The sequence below is a fragment of the Ascidiimonas meishanensis genome (assembly GCF_037782385.1).
Lineage (GTDB): Bacteria > Bacteroidota > Bacteroidia > Flavobacteriales > Flavobacteriaceae > Ascidiimonas > Ascidiimonas meishanensis.
Genome location: NZ_JBBEXD010000003.1, coordinates 486,035 through 501,677 on the forward strand (window position 1 = coordinate 486,035; position 15,643 = coordinate 501,677).

The following is a 15,643-nucleotide window of genomic DNA, read 5'->3' on the forward strand; positions in this document are numbered from 1 at the left end:
ACGTTACCAGTCTGCTAATGAAGCATTAAAAATATCCTGACCTATCCGCTCAAAAATTGCTTCATGAGCTTCAGATTTAATAGATTCAATGGCTGTGGATGCAGGGTAGTCAAAGAAAAATGAAAATCTACGTTCAAAATCTTTTTCATCCTCTACGTTATTTGTATATCGTAGACTCACCGCAATAGTAAGTCTATTTTGTGCTGCTGTTTGATCTGCAGTAGCACTATTAGGGATGATTCTGTATTCTACAATTTCTCCTTCGTAAACCAAATCGGCATCAGCAGTTGTTAAATCCAGGTTGGTTTGGGTTACAATTAGGTTTTGGAGAAATTGAGTGAAATCTCTATCCAGTCCCGGTTCTATAATGGGTGCGTTGTTTTGAAAATAATTTACTTGAAAAGTTTTGGCATTACCTGTGTTACCTCCCGTAAAGTTATAGGCACCGCATGCACTCAGAAAAATGCTGGTAAAAATTGTAATTACTATAATCTTACATATTCTCATATTCATATAAACCTTAAAGATAAGATCATTATTTTAATTCATATTTAAAGGTCAAACTGCTTTATTTTTCGATATAAAGTACGTTCAGAAATACCTAATTCGTTGGCGGCAGCTTTTCGCTTTCCTTTGTTTCTTTCCAAGGCTTTTTTAATTAATTCTAGCTCTTTGTCTTGTAGTGAAAGTGTTTCTTCTTCTTCAATTTCTTCTGCGAAATGATATTTGTCTTCCGTTACAATAGGAGTTGGTTCACTATGGTCTGCAATTTGGAGTACTTCCATTGCTTCATCAGCAGACTCATAAGTTACCGTGTCTTCGTCTCCGTAGATTTTTTGAATAAGTCCTTGATTTTCCTTTTGAACTTTTTCATTATTTCCACTTTCCATTAATTCCATTGTGAGCTTTTTAAGATCATTAAGGTCGTTTTTCATGTCAAACAACACCTTATAAAGAATCTCTCTTTCATCACTGAAATCGTTCTTTGACTTAGTTCCAGAAATTACAGCAGGCAAGTTACTTCCCATATTAGGCAAGTAACTGCTGAGAGTGGAAGCAGAAATCTCCCTGTTTTTTTCCAATACAGAGATTTGTTCGGCAACATTTCTCAATTGTCTTATGTTTCCGGCCCAGTGATATTTAGTCAATAATGTTAGTGCTTCTTCCTGAAGCCTTATGGTTGGCATTTTGTATTTATGAGCAAAGTCTGATGCAAATTTTCTAAATAGTAAATGAATATCATCTTTTCTTTGCCTTAAAGGTGGAAGATTGATTTCAACAGTACTTAATCTATAGTACAAATCTTCTCTGAATTTCTCTTTTTGAATAGCTTCAAACATAGCCACATTGGTAGCTGCTACTATTCGCACATCTGTTTTTTGTGCTTTTGAAGAGCCTACTTTAATAAATTCGCCATTCTCCAGAACACGCAGAAGTCTTACCTGAGTAGTTAATGGTAATTCACCTACCTCATCTAAAAATATGGTGCCACCATTTGCTTCTTCAAAATACCCGCTTCTTGTGGAGGTAGCTCCAGTAAAAGAACCTTTCTCATGTCCAAAAAGTTCACTATCTATAGTGCCTTCTGGAATGGCACCGCAATTAACAGCAATAAATTTGCCATGTTTTCTATGTGAAAGTGCATGAATAATTTTTGGAATACTTTCTTTTCCAACACCACTTTCGCCAGTAACTAATACCGAAATATCAGTAGGCGCAACCTGTATCGCTTTTTCAATTGCACGATTTAATTTGATATCATTTCCAATGATACCGAAACGTTGTTTTATGGCTTGAACATTCTCCATATTAAGTCAATTGGTTTACGAATAGCGTACATTTAACAACTATGGTTGCCAATTCAATCTATTTAATTATTTGATGAATAGCCTACTGCCTCACCAATAAGAGTGGCAGAAGTACAATCGTTAATTTTTACATTTACAAACTCACCCATCTTATAATACTCTTTAGGAAAAACCACTACGGTATTTTGGCTATTTCTACCCATCCAATGTGCATCAGATTTTTTGGAAGTTCCTTCAATAAGGACTTCTTCTATTTTGTTAAGGTGTTGTTGAGTTCTAAATGCTGAGTGCTTTTGTTGCAAAGCAATAATTTCTGAAAGTCTTCTTTTCTTAACATCTAAAGGAACATCATCATCCATCTTTCTTCCGGCGAGTGTCCCTGGCCTTTCAGAATATGCAAACATAAATCCAAAATCATACTTTACAAATTCCATTAATGATAAAGTGTCTGCGTGATCTTCTTCTGTTTCTGTTGGGAAACCAGTGATCATATCTTGCGAAATCGCACAATCTGGTATAATCTTCCTAATACTCTTTATCAAATTAAAATAATCTTCACGGGTATGTAAACGATTCATTTCTTTCAAAATACGATCGCTTCCACTTTGAACAGGTAAGTGAATATAGTTACAAATATTCGTATAAGCGGCAACGGTGTGCAGTACATCTACTGTCATATCTTGAGGGTTAGATGTAGAGAATCGAATACGCATTTTGGGTTGCGCTTCTGCAACCATTTGCAATAACTTTGAAAAGTCTACTGCAGTGGCTTTTTGTATTTCGGAAGCCGTTTCAAAATCCTTTTTCAATCCGCCGCCATACCAAAGATAACTGTCTACATTTTGCCCTAAAAGAGTCACTTCTTTAAAACCCCGTTCCCATAAATCATGTACTTCATCAAGTATTGATTTTGGGTCACGGCTGCGTTCTCTTCCACGGGTAAATGGAACTACGCAAAAGGTACACATATTATCGCACCCTCTTGTTATAGAGACAAATGCGGTAACTCCATTACTGTTTAAACGCACCGGAGCAACATCACCGTAAGTTTCTTCTTTTGATAGGATTACATTTACCGCATTTCGGCCTTGATCAATTTCCTGTACAAGGTTGGGTAGGTCTTTGTATGCATCCGGACCTACCACCATATCTACAATCTTTTCTTCTTCTAGAAACTTGCTTTTTAATCGCTCTGCCATGCAGCCCAAGACTCCCACTTTCATAGAGGGATTGATCTTTTTAACAGCATTAAATTTTTCGAGTCTCTTACGAACAGTTTGCTCTGCCTTGTCACGAATAGAACAAGTATTAATAAGCACCAAGTCTGCTTCTTCCAATAATTGAGTAGTGTTAAAGCCTTCCTTAGATAAAATAGAAGCAACAATTTCGCTATCAGAAAAATTCATCTGGCAGCCGTAACTTTCTATGTATAGCTTACGACTACTATTGGTTTGTTTTGTTGTAATAAGCGTCTCTCCTTGCTTATTTTCATCAATTATTTTCTCCATAAAATCAGTCTGCAAATTGAGCGGCAAAGATAACCTAAAATTATGGAGTGTCAAAGTGTCAGTTCTATTAGAATCTTTAAAAAACTTATAAATATTTGCTTTTCTTTGAAGCTCAGAAATAAATACGCTTTTGACACGACTTTTGTATTTACTCTTTCTTGTTTTTAGTGTTGTTTTTTCTCAGGAAACGAACTTTGATCAGCAGTTTTCGCTTCAGCATGATAATGATGTGTTGACGGGTTCAGATCGTTATTACTCTATGGGTTTATTTTTTCGTTATAAAAGAGAATTGAACAGTACTTTTATTTTTCCAAAACCCATAAGCGGCAAGCTGCAATTAAACCTTATGCTGAGTATGAAGGGGTATACTCCTGATAAGATAGATGAAAACGATAGTTCCCTTTTTGATCATCCATATGCTGGTTGGTTGTACATTGAAGGTGCAGTGGTGAGCGTAAAAAGAAATCAATTAATTACCATTGGTTTACAACTAGGTATTACCGGGAAACCTTCTTTAGCAGGAGAATTGCAAAGATGGTATCATAGATTTGCTGGAATAGATAGCAAACCTAATTGGTCTGAGCAAATATCTCCGGAATTAATGACAAATGTTATATTTAGGTATGTAGTAGATATTCCACTGGGAACTATCCCAGCAGTATTTATAAGCTTGAATAATAAAGCTGCTTTGGGTACAAAAGATATTTTTACGGAGCCAGGAATTTTGTTATCGGTAGGAAGAAGAAGTAATTTAAGGACTTCTTCACTTTTTGGAATGATAGGAAATTCAGCTTCTGAAAATTACTTGTACTTAGGCACTTCATATAGATTTGTAGTGCATAACTCTTTAATTGAGGGCAGTTGGCTAAATAATAACGCTCCTTTTACACTCCATCCAGAAAAAGGAAGACACCGTATTATTGGAGGTATAAGTTTGCATAAGAGACATAGTACTTATAAAATAGAATATAACTATATCTCAAGACCTACGCCGCAAGCTGGAAACCATGATTTTATGAAGTTTATTTTTGAGTATAATTTCTAAAGTATTCCTAAAAGTTAGTTCTTTGGCATAGAAATTAGCAAATTCTGTTACTTTTGTATTCTCAAAAAATTACCCATGGCAAAGAATTTAGTTATCGTTGAATCGCCTGCGAAGGCAAAAACCATCGAAAAATTTCTTGGAAAAGATTTTAAGGTGGAGTCAAGCTTTGGCCATATAGCCGATCTGCCTTCAAAGGAATTAGGAGTTGATGTAGATAAAGATTTTGCACCAAAATATATTGTTTCTTCAGATAAAAAGCCTGTGGTCAAGAAGTTAAAAGATCTGGCAAAAAAAGCTGAAATAGTTTGGTTGGCCAGTGATGAAGATAGGGAAGGAGAAGCAATTGCATGGCATTTAGCAGAAGAGCTTAAGTTAGATGAGAAAAAAACAAGACGTATTGTTTTTAATGCAATAACTAAAAATGCCGTAACCAATGCAATTGAAAATCCTAGAACAATTGATTATAATCTTGTAAATGCACAGCAGGCACGGCGGGTATTAGATAGATTAGTGGGTTATGAGCTCTCTCCAGTGTTGTGGAAAAAAATTAAAACGGGTCTTTCTGCCGGTAGAGTGCAATCTGTTTCTGTAAGGCTTATTGTAGAACGTGAGCGTGAAATACAAGATTTTACTCCTGAAGCTTCTTTTAAAATAGTTGCTGAATTTAGTACCCATGATGGTAAAAAATTTAAAGCAAAATTATCTAAAAACTTTCACACTTTTAAAGAAGCAAAATCATTTCTGGAAAAAAATAAGGAAGCTATTTTTAAAATTGACAACCTTGATACCAAACCTGCTAAGAAGTCTCCTGCGGCTCCATTTACTACCTCTACATTACAACAGGAGGCGTCAAGAAAACTGTATTTTTCAGTAGGTAGAACTATGGGTGTAGCACAGCGATTGTATGAAGCGGGTCTCATTACTTATATGAGAACAGATAGTGTAAACCTTTCGGGTGAAGCTATTGAAGCAGCTAAGAATGAAATCACGAATGTGTATGGCGATAAATATAGCAAACCCAGAAAATATAAAGGGAAGAGTAAAGGAGCCCAAGAAGCGCATGAAGCAATTCGTCCTACAGATATGTCTAAACATACTATTAACGCAGAGAGAGATCAGGCTCGTCTTTATGATCTTATATGGAAACGCACGGTGGCTTCTCAAATGAGTGATGCACAATTAGAACGCACCAATGTAAAAATAAAAGCAAGTTCGCATCAAGAGCAATTTACTGCTAATGGAGAAGTGCTCAAATTTGAAGGGTTTCTTAAAGTATATCTTGAAGGAACAGATGAAGAAGATGAAGAAAAAGACGGAATGCTTCCTGCACTTTCCGTAGGGGAAGAGGTAACTAATGTGTCTATTACTGCAACAGAACGTTTTACCAGACCCCCTTACAGATACACAGAAGCATCATTGGTTAAAAAATTAGAAGAATTAGGTATTGGTCGTCCCTCTACCTATGCGCCAACCATCTCTACCATTTTAAATAGAGGTTATGTAGAGAAAGGTACTGTAGAAGGAGAAGAAAGATCTTATGTACAGCTTGTTTTAGAAAACAATGCTTTAAAAGAATCAAAACTTACCGAAATAGTAGGTTCAGATAAAGGTAAATTAGTGCCTACAGATATAGGAATGATTGTTACAGATTTTCTGGTGAATCATTTTTCATCTATTCTTGACTATAATTTTACTGCTAAGGTAGAACAGAACTTTGATGATATTGCCGCAGGGGATCAAGACTGGACTAAAATGATGAAAGATTTCTACAAAGATTTCCATCCTAATGTCAAAGATGTAGAAGAAAATGCAGAGCGCGAAAGTGGTGAAAGAATCTTAGGCAAAGACCCAAAAACAGGTCGTCAGTTAAGTGTAAGACTGGGAAGGTTTGGTCCTATGGTACAAATAGGAACTGTGGATGATGAAGAAAAACCTCAATTTGCAAGTCTTTTACCAGATCAATCTTTAGACTCTATTACATTTGAAGAAGCGCTTGATCTTTTTAAGCTTCCTAGAAGTTTGGGTGACTATAAAGGAGAACCCGTAGAAGTGAATGTAGGTAGGTTTGGCCCCTATGTTCGGTTTGGGAAATCTTTTGTTTCACTTGAAAAATCAGATAATGTGCTTGAGATTTCTCTGGAGAGAGCTTTGGAATTAATAAAGGTGAAAGAGGAGGCAGATGCGCCTATAGCGGTTTATAAAGACAAAGATGTAACCAAAGGTAAAGGGCGTTTTGGTCCCTTTATTAAATGGGATAATATGTTTATCAATGTTAATAAAAAATATGATTTTGATAATCTCTCACAAGCAGATATAGAAGAATTAATAGAGGCTAAAATCAAGAAGGAGATAGAAAAAGTGCTTCAAAATTGGCCTGACGAAGGTATTCGTATTGAAAAAGCGAGATGGGGAAGGTCTAATATAATTAAAGGCAAGATAAAAGTTGAGCTGTCAAAAGATGTTGATGCAGCGAACATGAGTTTAGAAGAAGCCAAAGATTTATTAGAGAAAAAAGCCCCAAAAAAGAAAGCTGCTAAAAAGAAGGCTACTTCAAAATCAAAAAAATAGATTGTAATGGATTTTGATTTTCTATCACCCGTAGAAAGTGTGGTGCTTGCTCATAATCAACTACTGCCATTACAGGCTTTAGGAAAGAACATCTTAATTCATACCGACAAAGAAGGGATTCCTGTTTTAAAGAATGTAAAAATTGCCATCGTAGGGATTGATGAGAATCGCAATGCTATAACAAGCACTAAAAACAATCTGAATCTATCTAATATAAGGGTTGAACTCTATAAATTATTTTTAGGTAATTGGGATCGTAAAATCGCAGATCTTGGTAATATTTTAAAAGGAGAAACTGTTGAAGACACCTATTTTGCCTTAAAAACACTAGTATCTAAACTAAAAAAACAAGATATAGTTACCTTATTAATAGGAGGGAGCCAAGATCTTACGTATGCAGCATACAGAGGTTTTGATATTACAGGGCAGATGGTTAATATAGTCTCCATAGATTCTAGATTTGATTTTGGAAGTGCAGATGAGCTCATTTCTTCTAGCTCATATATGAGTAAAATCATAATTGAAAAGCCTAACAATCTCTTTAACTTTTGTAATCTTGGTTATCAAACGTATTACAATGCGCAAGAAGAGATAGATTTAATGGAGAAACTTTTCTTTGATGCCTATAGATTAGGGAGTATTTTAAATGATATTACCATTACAGAACCTGTTCTTAGGGATGCAGACTTGGTGAGTTTGGATATGAAATCATTACAATATCAAGAATTAGATTCTAAAGAGCATATTGCTCCCAATGGTTTTAATAGTCGCGAAATATGTGCAATTTCCCGATATGCTGGGATCAGTGATAGGGTTTCTGTTTTTGGAATTTTTGAAGGAATGGAAACGGCAGTGAGTATCCAGTTAATTGCTCAGATCATTTGGTATTTTATTGAGGGGGTTAACTTTAGAAAGAATGATTATCCCAATCCAGAGCTTAAGAACTTTGATAAGTACTTGGTTCCTGTTGGTCAAGATGAACTTCATTTTTATAAAAGTCATACATCAGGAAGATGGTGGATTGAAATACCAATTATTCCTAATTTGAATAATAAATTAAAAAGACATGCGTTATTACCTTGCACCCACCAAGATTATGAGGATGCCTGTAATCAGGTAATACCAGAAAGATGGTGGAAAGCATATAAGAAAACAATGATATAAATAATAATGTCGTTCAAATTGCGTTTAACCACTACTCACAAGGTGTTTTACAACAAATTATTGTGTAATTGGAAAAATATAAATAGGTTTACAGCCTTGAATCTTAAATTTAACTTAACCTAATATTGTATGAAAAAGCTATTTCTATGTGTAGCCCTTAGTTCATTACTTTTTAGCTGCGGCTCAAAAGATAAAGGTGAGCTTACCGGTGTGAAAGGGAAGAAATGGTACCCCGAAAAGCCTTACGGTATGACTTTGATACCAGGAGGGTCTTTTATCATGGGTAAAGCAGATGATGACTTCGCTCAGGTATTAAATGCGCCAACAAAAACGGTGACTGTTCGTTCATTCTACATGGATGAAACTGAAATCACTAATAGTGAATACAGACAGTTTGTAGAATGGGTAAAAGATTCAATAGTTCGTACCAAATTGGCTATTCTAGCCGATGAACTTGGAGAAGGCCCTGGTAATGAAGGTATTGGTGAATTTGCATTTAAAGATGCAGATACCGCAAACCTTTCTGTGTATGATAAGTATATGCTTGATAATTACGCAGGAATGGGAGAAACTGGTTACGAAGGCCGTGCGCTGAATAAAGAAATAGATTTGGTTTGGGATACGTCTGATTTCCCCGATGAATACTATGCTGAAGTAATGGATTCTATGTATGTTCCTTTAGAAGAAGCATATAACGGCGTTAGAACTATAGATGTTAAAAAATTGAAATTTAAGTATACTTGGATGGATATTCAAGCTGCTGCTAGAGCAAAAAAAGGTTCTCGTAAAGACTTTGTTAAAACGGAGGAGCTAGCTATATATCCTGATACTACTGTATGGATTAAGGATTTTGCATATTCTTATAATGAGCCCATGCATAATGACTATTTCTGGCATGACGCCTTTAGTGATTATCCTGTAGTAGGTGTCAACTGGAAACAAGCAAAAGCATTTTGTGCTTGGAGAACCAAATATAAAAATGATGATCAGCGCGCGAGAAATCGCCACAATGTAAACCAGTTCAGGCTTCCAACGGAAGCAGAATGGGAATATGCCGCTAGAGGTGGTTTAGAATCTGCAACCTACCCTTGGGGTGGTCCTTATGTAATAAGTGATCGTGGTTGTTTTCTAGCCAATTTTAAGCCAAATCGTGGAGATTACGCTGCAGATCAAGCATTGTATACGGTGGAGGCTAAATCTTACGAGCCAAACGATTACAATTTATACAATATGGCTGGAAATGTGTCTGAATGGACCAATTCTTCCTATGACCCCAACTCCTATGAATACGCTTCTACAATGAACCCGAATGCTTATGATGATCAAAATCGTCGTAAAGTAATCAGAGGAGGTTCCTGGAAAGATGTCGCCTACTTCCTGCAGGTAAGCACAAGAGATTATGAATATCAGGATTCGGCGAGAAGTTATATCGGGTTTAGAACTGTACAGGATTACCTTGGTACAGAAGCAACACCTGGTACTAATCAATAACCCAATTTTTAAATTTTATACTTAACTAAATCCAAAATTACTATGGCACAATCAAAATCAACTAAAAAGCTGTTTAACCTTGCTTACGGACTTGGAGCTTCAATTGTTATTTTAGGCGCACTTTTTAAAATTCTTCACTGGGAATTAGGCCCTCTTAATGGTGGTTTTCTTCTTGCAGTAGGTCTTATAACAGAAGCAATTATTTTTGCAATCTCTGCTTTTGAACCTGTAGAAGATGATTTAGACTGGTCTTTGGTGTATCCAGAATTAGCTGGTGGACAGTCTAAAAAGAAAGATGCTAAAGAGGCTCAAGATGCCGAAGGTTTGCTTTCTAAAAAATTAGATAATTTACTTAAAGATGCTAGAATTGACTCAGAGCTTATGAGCAGTCTTGGTGAGAGTATCCGCAATTTTGAAGGAGCGGCTAAAAACATGTCTCCTACGGTAGATGCAATTAGTTCTACAAAGAAATATAGCGAAGAATTATCGTTGGCAGCTTCTCAAATGGAGTCACTTAACAGTCTTTATAAAGTACAGTTAGAAAGTGCAAGTCGCCAGGCTAGCATTAATGAGCAAGTTGCTGACAACGCAGGTAGACTTAAAGATCAAATGGAGTCATTGACAACTAATCTCTCTTCACTTAATGGTGTTTATGGCGGGATGCTTTCTGCAATGAATAGAAACTAATTAGTAATAGTAACTTAACCTTAATCTAATTAGAAATGGCAGGAAATAGTTTATCTCCAAGGCAGAAAATGATTAACCTCATGTACCTAGTATTTATTGCTATGTTAGCGCTAAATATGAGTAAAGAGGTATTATCCGCCTTTGGACTTATGAATGAAAAGTTAGAAACTTCTAACGAAAAGACCACCCAGTCAAACCTCGCATTTTTTGACGGTTTGGCCACGAAAGCATCAGAACAACCTGAAAAATTTGGAAAGTTGTTTGAGAATGCTCAAGATATTAAAGAATATTCAGCAGATTTTTATGATTATCTGGAAAGGCTCAAAGGCAAAATGACCGCAAAGCTAGAAGATAAGAAGGATTATGAAACCATGGATAAAGCTGATTTTTTAGATCAGAAATTTTTCGAAGGTGACAAATATACTTCAGCAGGGCAAAAGTTCTTAGACCGGATGAATAAGTATCGCGAAAATGTATTAAATGCTTTACCTACCGAAGGATTTGAACAGACACGGGAAGCCGTTGAAAATCGTTTCAGCACAGGAGAGAATGGAAAAGCTACCAATAGAGACGGAAAAAAAATAGACTGGTTAAACTACCACTTTGAAGGATTTCCTTTGATTGCTTCTTTAACCAAGATTACACAGATTCAGGCAGACGTAAAAGCGACAGAAGAAGAAGCTTTATCAAGAATGTTGGAAGGTCAGTTAAAGAGTGAAATTTCTATGACTAACTATTCTACCTTATTACAGCAACCAAAATCTGCTTACTATCAAGGGGAAACTTTTGACGGATCTATTGTTTTAGGAAGAACAGACCAGACTACAAAACCTAATGAAGTGGAGTTATTTTTAGATGGTAAGAAACTTACTGAGAAAGACTATACTTTAAATGGAGGTGCTGTAAAACTTAATGTTAATGTAGGGAGCGCAGGAGATCACAAAATTACAGGAAATCTGTATTTTGATCAGGATGGTGAACGCCTTCCAGTTGAAGTAAATCAAACATTTGCAGTAATTACAAAACCAAATGCAGCGGTAATTTCGGCAGACAAAATGAATGTTGTTTACCGTGGGGTTGCAAATCCTATTACAATCTCTATACCTGGTATACCAGATAATAAAGTAGGGGCAAGTGCTCCTGGTCTTAAAAAAGCATCTGGAAGCAAGTACATTATGAATCCAGGGACAGGAAGAACGGTTAATATCACCGCTACGGGTACTTTACCTGACGGACAAGGAATTAAAACTACTTCTCAGTTCCGTATCAAGGATATTCCAAGACCATCTGGAACCATTCGTGGAGAAGCCAATAGTGCTAAGATGACAAAGAACAACCTTTCAATTTCAACTGTAGGAGCTATTCTTGAGGATTTTGATTTTGATTTAAATCTTGCGATTAGTGGATTTAAATTTAAGGTTCCAGGACAGCCTACTGTACAAGTAAGAGGTGGTAAATTGGACGCAAGAGCAAAAGGAGCGCTTAAGAGAGCTAAGAGAGGTGATGCAGTACAAGTTTTTGATATTGAAGCTTATATAACAAATAACAGGACGTATAAACTGAAAAAAGTATCTCCTGTAGTGATTGAGCTTACAAACTAATATAATTGGTGTTATGATGAATTGGAAAAATGTTTTATTAACAGCAACGGCCTTTTTGGTCACTATGGGAAGTTTTGCGCAGGCAAATTTACTGAATGCTAAAAAGCCCGAAGAAATCGGAAAGCGCACAGATGCGCAAATAGAAGCGGATAATGATACGCCGCTACCGTACGGTTATGTAGACGATAGAGATATACTCTGGTCTAAAACTGTTTGGGAGATAGTAGATCTAGATGAAAGAGTTAACTTTCCTTTCTACTATCCCATAGATACGGTAGATATAGGTCCAAACAGAAGATCTTTGTATGATGTTCTTATGAAGAGTATTAAAAATGGCGAGTTGCAAGATATTTATGTAGACTCTTATTTTACAGAGAAAAGAAAACTAGAAGATCTTCAGGCTACTCTTACCAAAGTAGATACTACAGATTTAGGTTACGAGCAGTTTAATGCTGGTGAACAAATTTCACCAGAGTACATAAACAGAAGAGACCTAAGCGCAGCAGATATTGAAGAGTGGCATGTGAAAGGATTGTGGTATTTTGATAAGCGTCAGGGAGAATTAAAATATCGTTTATTAGGAATTGCTCCAGTGGCACCCGATGTAAACTTTATTGATACTGATGCAGCAGATAAAGTAGAATTGTTCTGGGTTTGGTACCCAAGTGTTCGCCAAATTCTACATGAATCCAAAGTGTTTAATGGTCGTAATAGTGCCAGACCAATATCATTTGACCATCTGCTTAATTCAAGACGATTTAATGCAACCGTTTATAAAGAAGATAACGTATATGGTGACCGAAGGATATCCGATTACCTAAAGGAAAATTCCCTTTTCCAACTTCTTGAATCACAAAAAATCAAAGAAAGCATACGCGACTTTGAACAGGATATGTGGAGTTACTAAGGTTTCAGTTCCAATTCTGAACATAAAAACACATAAAAAACACTCGCTTTGGCGGGTGTTTTTGTGTTTAAAGTAATTCCTTTTATTTTTAAAAAAGAAGGTATCGCGTACCTTTGTAAGTATGATAGACTATATTGTAGTTGGACTGGGACTTGCAGGTATGGCATTTTGTGAAACACTGGAAAAACAAGGTAAATCGTTTGTTGTTTTTGATGATGGATCTCAAAAATCTTCCGGAGTAGCAGGTGGCTTATACAATCCGGTAATCCTAAAACGATTTACAAAAGTTTGGATGGCACAAGAGCAGCTCGCTGTTGCAATGCCGTTCTATGAACAATTGGAAAAAAAATTTCAGGAAAAATATGACTATAAAGTTCCTGTTTATAGAAGATTTACCTCAGTAGAAGAACAAAACCTTTGGTTTGAAGCCGCAGATAAACCCAGATTAAGTGAATTTATGTCTCTGAGCCTTCATAAAAATCAATACAATCATATTCACGCACCTTTTGGTTTTGGAGAAGTGTTACAAACGGGAAGAGTTGATACCGCTAAATTACAGCGTACGTATGCCAACTTCCTTAAAAAGTATCATAAACTTAGGGAAGAGACATTTGTAGTACCCCAGATACAGTTGGCTAATAACTACGTAGCCTACAAAGATATCAAAGCGAAACATATTGTTTTTGCCGATGGATTTGGAATGAAATCTAACCCGTATTTTAATTACTTACCTTTAAATGGTACTAAAGGACAATTAGTAACTATAGAAGCACCAGATTTACAACTGGACTTTGTGTTAAAGTCATCTGTATTCATTATCCCACAAGGGAATCATCTCTACAGAATAGGAGCAACGTATGAATGGGAAGATAAAACCAATACCACCACTGTAGAGGCTCGTGAAGAATTGCTAACCAAGCTAGAAACCTTTATGAAATGTTCTTACGAGGTAGTGCATCAGGAAGCAGGCATTCGTCCTACAGTTACAGATCGTCGTCCGCTGGTAGGAAGACACCCAATTCACAAACATCTTTTTTTGTTGAATGGGATGGGGTCAAGAGGAGTTATGATAGCACCTTATATAGCGATAGAATTATTTAATTTTATTGAAAGTAAAACGTCGCTGCCTCCTGAAATTGATATTCAACGATTCCATAAAAAGTTTATGAATAGGTAATATAAAACAAACTTATCTTACCTATTTTTTGTTATTTATCGGTAAATAAAACATTTCATCAGCCACATTTTATCCGATGAAATTTATGTATTATATTTAAAATAGCGTAATTTTTTATTTTCCAATGTCTTATAAAATATTTGGTAAAACAAAATATCTAAGCAAATTCCCCCTTTAGGAAGATTAATTACAGAGTAAATGAACTTTTATAATTAATAAACGCAACCACGTTAAACCAACTAATGGAAGAAAAAGAATTTATTGTAAATGTAGGCCCCGGAGCTACATTTACACCGTCTGGTGACTTCTATACCCGTCCTGAGGATGTAGATGCTATGTTCCAAAGATTTCAGGAAAACAATTCAAAAAACATAACCCTATACTTTCATGGAGGGTTGGTAAAAGAAAAAAGCGGAAGAGAAACTGCCGCAAGGGTTCAACCTTATATAAGTGAAGCTTCACAAGAGCCCATATTTGTTGTTTGGGAAACTGGACTTTTTGAAACTTTTTCCAACAATATCAAACAGGTTACAGATACCAAACTGTATCAAAAGGTATTGAAAATGGTGATTAGAAAAGTTTCAGAAAAATTGGGATTTGATCTAGAAGAAGGAAGGAGTGCAGGGGTCATGAAAAGTGAAGATGAAGTGGAAGCAGAACTGGCAAAACCCATCCCTTACCAGCATTACTCCAGAGATGAATTTACAACGTCTGGTCGTGGAGCAGAAGCCATTGCTGAGCTTCCTGATGATGAGCAAATGATGGAGCAAATGCTTAACGCAGAATTCAGGCGTATGGTACAGACAGATGCAGAGATACCAGAACTGATAGAAGAATCTGATGTGAGAATGGATGAAATGGCAGGTAGGGGCATAGTTAATACTGCAATGTTGGTTAAAAACTTGGCAGCTATTGCATTTCGGGTCATCAAACGCTTTATCAAAAAAAGAGATCATCATTTCTATCCTACCATTGTAGAAGAAACTTTGCGACAAATTTACATTGCAGATATAGGTGCATGGGTATGGACTAAAATGAAGAAAAAATCCGCAGATATGTGGAAAGATAATGACGATAAAGTGGGACTAGGTCAGCATGCTGGTAGGTACTTGCTAGATAAATTAGCAGTCTTTGTTGCAAACCATCAAGATGTTCAGGTAAATTTAGTGGGCCATAGTGCAGGTTCTATTGTAATTTGCAATCTACTTAAGAAAGCTTCAGCACATTATCCCGCATTAAAATTTAATAAAATTGTCTTTATGGCACCTGCATGTAGAGTAGATTTATTTCATAAAGAGGTGGTAAAGAATACAAACAGATTTAATAGTTTTCGTATGTATACCATGACAGATCACTACGAAACACAGGATATGATGATTCCTTATTTCTATACACATTCATTACTTTACTTAGTCTCAGGAATATTGGAAGATGAAGGTGATAATTACGACATTCCAATCTTAGGTATGGAACGTTTTATAGACGGCAGAGTTCCCTATCAGGATATGGAAATTATTAGAGAGACAAATACGTTTTTATATGAAAATAGCAAAAGTAGTTTAGTCTTTTCCGTTACAGAAACAAGCGCTGTGGAAGGAGAAAAATCAACATCAGAAGCACATGGCGATTTTGATGATGATACTCCTACTTTGAAGAGTCTTACTCATTTTTTAAGAAGTAATTGAGT

The 15,643-nt window shown here is 36.0% G+C and carries 12 protein-coding genes; 9 read left to right on the forward strand and 3 right to left on the reverse strand.

What is annotated here, in order from left to right:
* Positions 1–3: 3 nt before the first annotated feature.
* The 3 genes from WBG07_RS07175 to miaB all read right to left on the reverse strand — a co-directional run bounded on the left by WBG07_RS07175 (position 4) and on the right by miaB (position 3,316).
* On the reverse strand, positions 4–507 hold the full coding sequence (locus WBG07_RS07175; protein WP_340199914.1) for an LptE family protein: 504 nt from the start codon (positions 505–507) through the stop codon (positions 4–6).
* A gap of 44 nt (positions 508–551) precedes the next feature.
* On the reverse strand, positions 552–1,808 hold the full coding sequence (locus WBG07_RS07180; protein WP_340199916.1) for a sigma-54 interaction domain-containing protein: 1,257 nt from the start codon (positions 1,806–1,808) through the stop codon (positions 552–554).
* Between the two features lie 62 nt (positions 1,809–1,870).
* A complete protein-coding gene (miaB, locus tag WBG07_RS07185) occupies positions 1,871–3,316 on the reverse strand; it encodes a tRNA (N6-isopentenyl adenosine(37)-C2)-methylthiotransferase MiaB (protein ID WP_340199917.1) in 1,446 nt (481 codons plus the stop codon).
* 130 nt (positions 3,317–3,446) lie between these two features.
* Here miaB and WBG07_RS07190 point away from each other — a divergent pair, with 130 nt between their 5' ends.
* The 9 genes from WBG07_RS07190 to WBG07_RS07230 all read left to right on the forward strand — a co-directional run bounded on the left by WBG07_RS07190 (position 3,447) and on the right by WBG07_RS07230 (position 15,641).
* Complete coding sequence (locus WBG07_RS07190; RefSeq protein ID WP_340199918.1) at positions 3,447–4,361, forward strand: lipid A-modifier LpxR family protein; 915 nt, start codon at positions 3,447–3,449, stop codon at positions 4,359–4,361.
* A 75-nt stretch (positions 4,362–4,436) separates the two neighbouring features.
* Complete coding sequence (gene topA / locus WBG07_RS07195) at positions 4,437–6,929, forward strand: type I DNA topoisomerase (RefSeq protein ID WP_340199920.1); 2,493 nt, start codon at positions 4,437–4,439, stop codon at positions 6,927–6,929.
* A 6-nt stretch (positions 6,930–6,935) separates the two neighbouring features.
* A complete protein-coding gene (locus WBG07_RS07200; protein WP_340199921.1) occupies positions 6,936–8,093 on the forward strand; it encodes a formimidoylglutamase in 1,158 nt (385 codons plus the stop codon).
* A gap of 129 nt (positions 8,094–8,222) precedes the next feature.
* The gene (gene porK / locus WBG07_RS07205; protein ID WP_340199922.1) at positions 8,223–9,584 is read left to right on the forward strand and encodes a T9SS ring complex lipoprotein PorK/GldK; all 1,362 of its coding nucleotides are present in this window, start codon (positions 8,223–8,225) and stop codon (positions 9,582–9,584) included.
* 42 nt (positions 9,585–9,626) lie between these two features.
* Positions 9,627–10,271 carry a type IX secretion system motor protein PorL/GldL gene (gene porL, locus WBG07_RS07210; RefSeq protein WP_340199923.1) on the forward strand — a complete coding sequence of 215 codons (645 nt, stop codon included), beginning with the start codon at positions 9,627–9,629 and terminating at the stop codon, positions 10,269–10,271.
* Positions 10,272–10,306: 35 nt separating this feature from the next.
* The gene (gene porM, locus WBG07_RS07215; protein WP_340199925.1) at positions 10,307–11,872 is read left to right on the forward strand and encodes a type IX secretion system motor protein PorM/GldM; all 1,566 of its coding nucleotides are present in this window, start codon (positions 10,307–10,309) and stop codon (positions 11,870–11,872) included.
* Positions 11,873–11,888: 16 nt separating this feature from the next.
* A complete protein-coding gene (porN, locus tag WBG07_RS07220) occupies positions 11,889–12,779 on the forward strand; it encodes a type IX secretion system ring subunit PorN/GldN (RefSeq protein ID WP_340200083.1) in 891 nt (296 codons plus the stop codon).
* 121 nt (positions 12,780–12,900) lie between these two features.
* The gene (locus WBG07_RS07225) at positions 12,901–13,956 is read left to right on the forward strand and encodes an NAD(P)/FAD-dependent oxidoreductase (RefSeq protein ID WP_340199927.1); all 1,056 of its coding nucleotides are present in this window, start codon (positions 12,901–12,903) and stop codon (positions 13,954–13,956) included.
* A 242-nt stretch (positions 13,957–14,198) separates the two neighbouring features.
* Entirely contained in the window at positions 14,199–15,641 is a 1,443-nt protein-coding gene (locus WBG07_RS07230) for a hypothetical protein (protein WP_340199929.1), read from the forward strand.
* The last annotated feature ends 2 nt before the right edge of the window (positions 15,642–15,643 follow it).

Coding starts and splice junctions, on each gene's coding strand:
- WBG07_RS07230 (WP_340199929.1), top strand. CDS start 14,199: ATGGAAGAAAAAGAATTTATTGTAAATGTAGGCCCCGGAGCTACATTT.
- WBG07_RS07200 (WP_340199921.1), top strand. CDS start 6,936: ATGGATTTTGATTTTCTATCACCCGTAGAAAGTGTGGTGCTTGCTCAT.
- porK (WP_340199922.1), top strand. CDS start 8,223: ATGAAAAAGCTATTTCTATGTGTAGCCCTTAGTTCATTACTTTTTAGC.
- porM (WP_340199925.1), top strand. CDS start 10,307: ATGGCAGGAAATAGTTTATCTCCAAGGCAGAAAATGATTAACCTCATG.
- miaB (WP_340199917.1), bottom strand. CDS start 3,316: ATGGAGAAAATAATTGATGAAAATAAGCAAGGAGAGACGCTTATTACA.
- porL (WP_340199923.1), top strand. CDS start 9,627: ATGGCACAATCAAAATCAACTAAAAAGCTGTTTAACCTTGCTTACGGA.
- WBG07_RS07180 (WP_340199916.1), bottom strand. CDS start 1,808: ATGGAGAATGTTCAAGCCATAAAACAACGTTTCGGTATCATTGGAAAT.
- WBG07_RS07175 (WP_340199914.1), bottom strand. CDS start 507: ATGAGAATATGTAAGATTATAGTAATTACAATTTTTACCAGCATTTTT.
- WBG07_RS07225 (WP_340199927.1), top strand. CDS start 12,901: ATGATAGACTATATTGTAGTTGGACTGGGACTTGCAGGTATGGCATTT.
- porN (WP_340200083.1), top strand. CDS start 11,889: ATGAATTGGAAAAATGTTTTATTAACAGCAACGGCCTTTTTGGTCACT.
- topA (WP_340199920.1), top strand. CDS start 4,437: ATGGCAAAGAATTTAGTTATCGTTGAATCGCCTGCGAAGGCAAAAACC.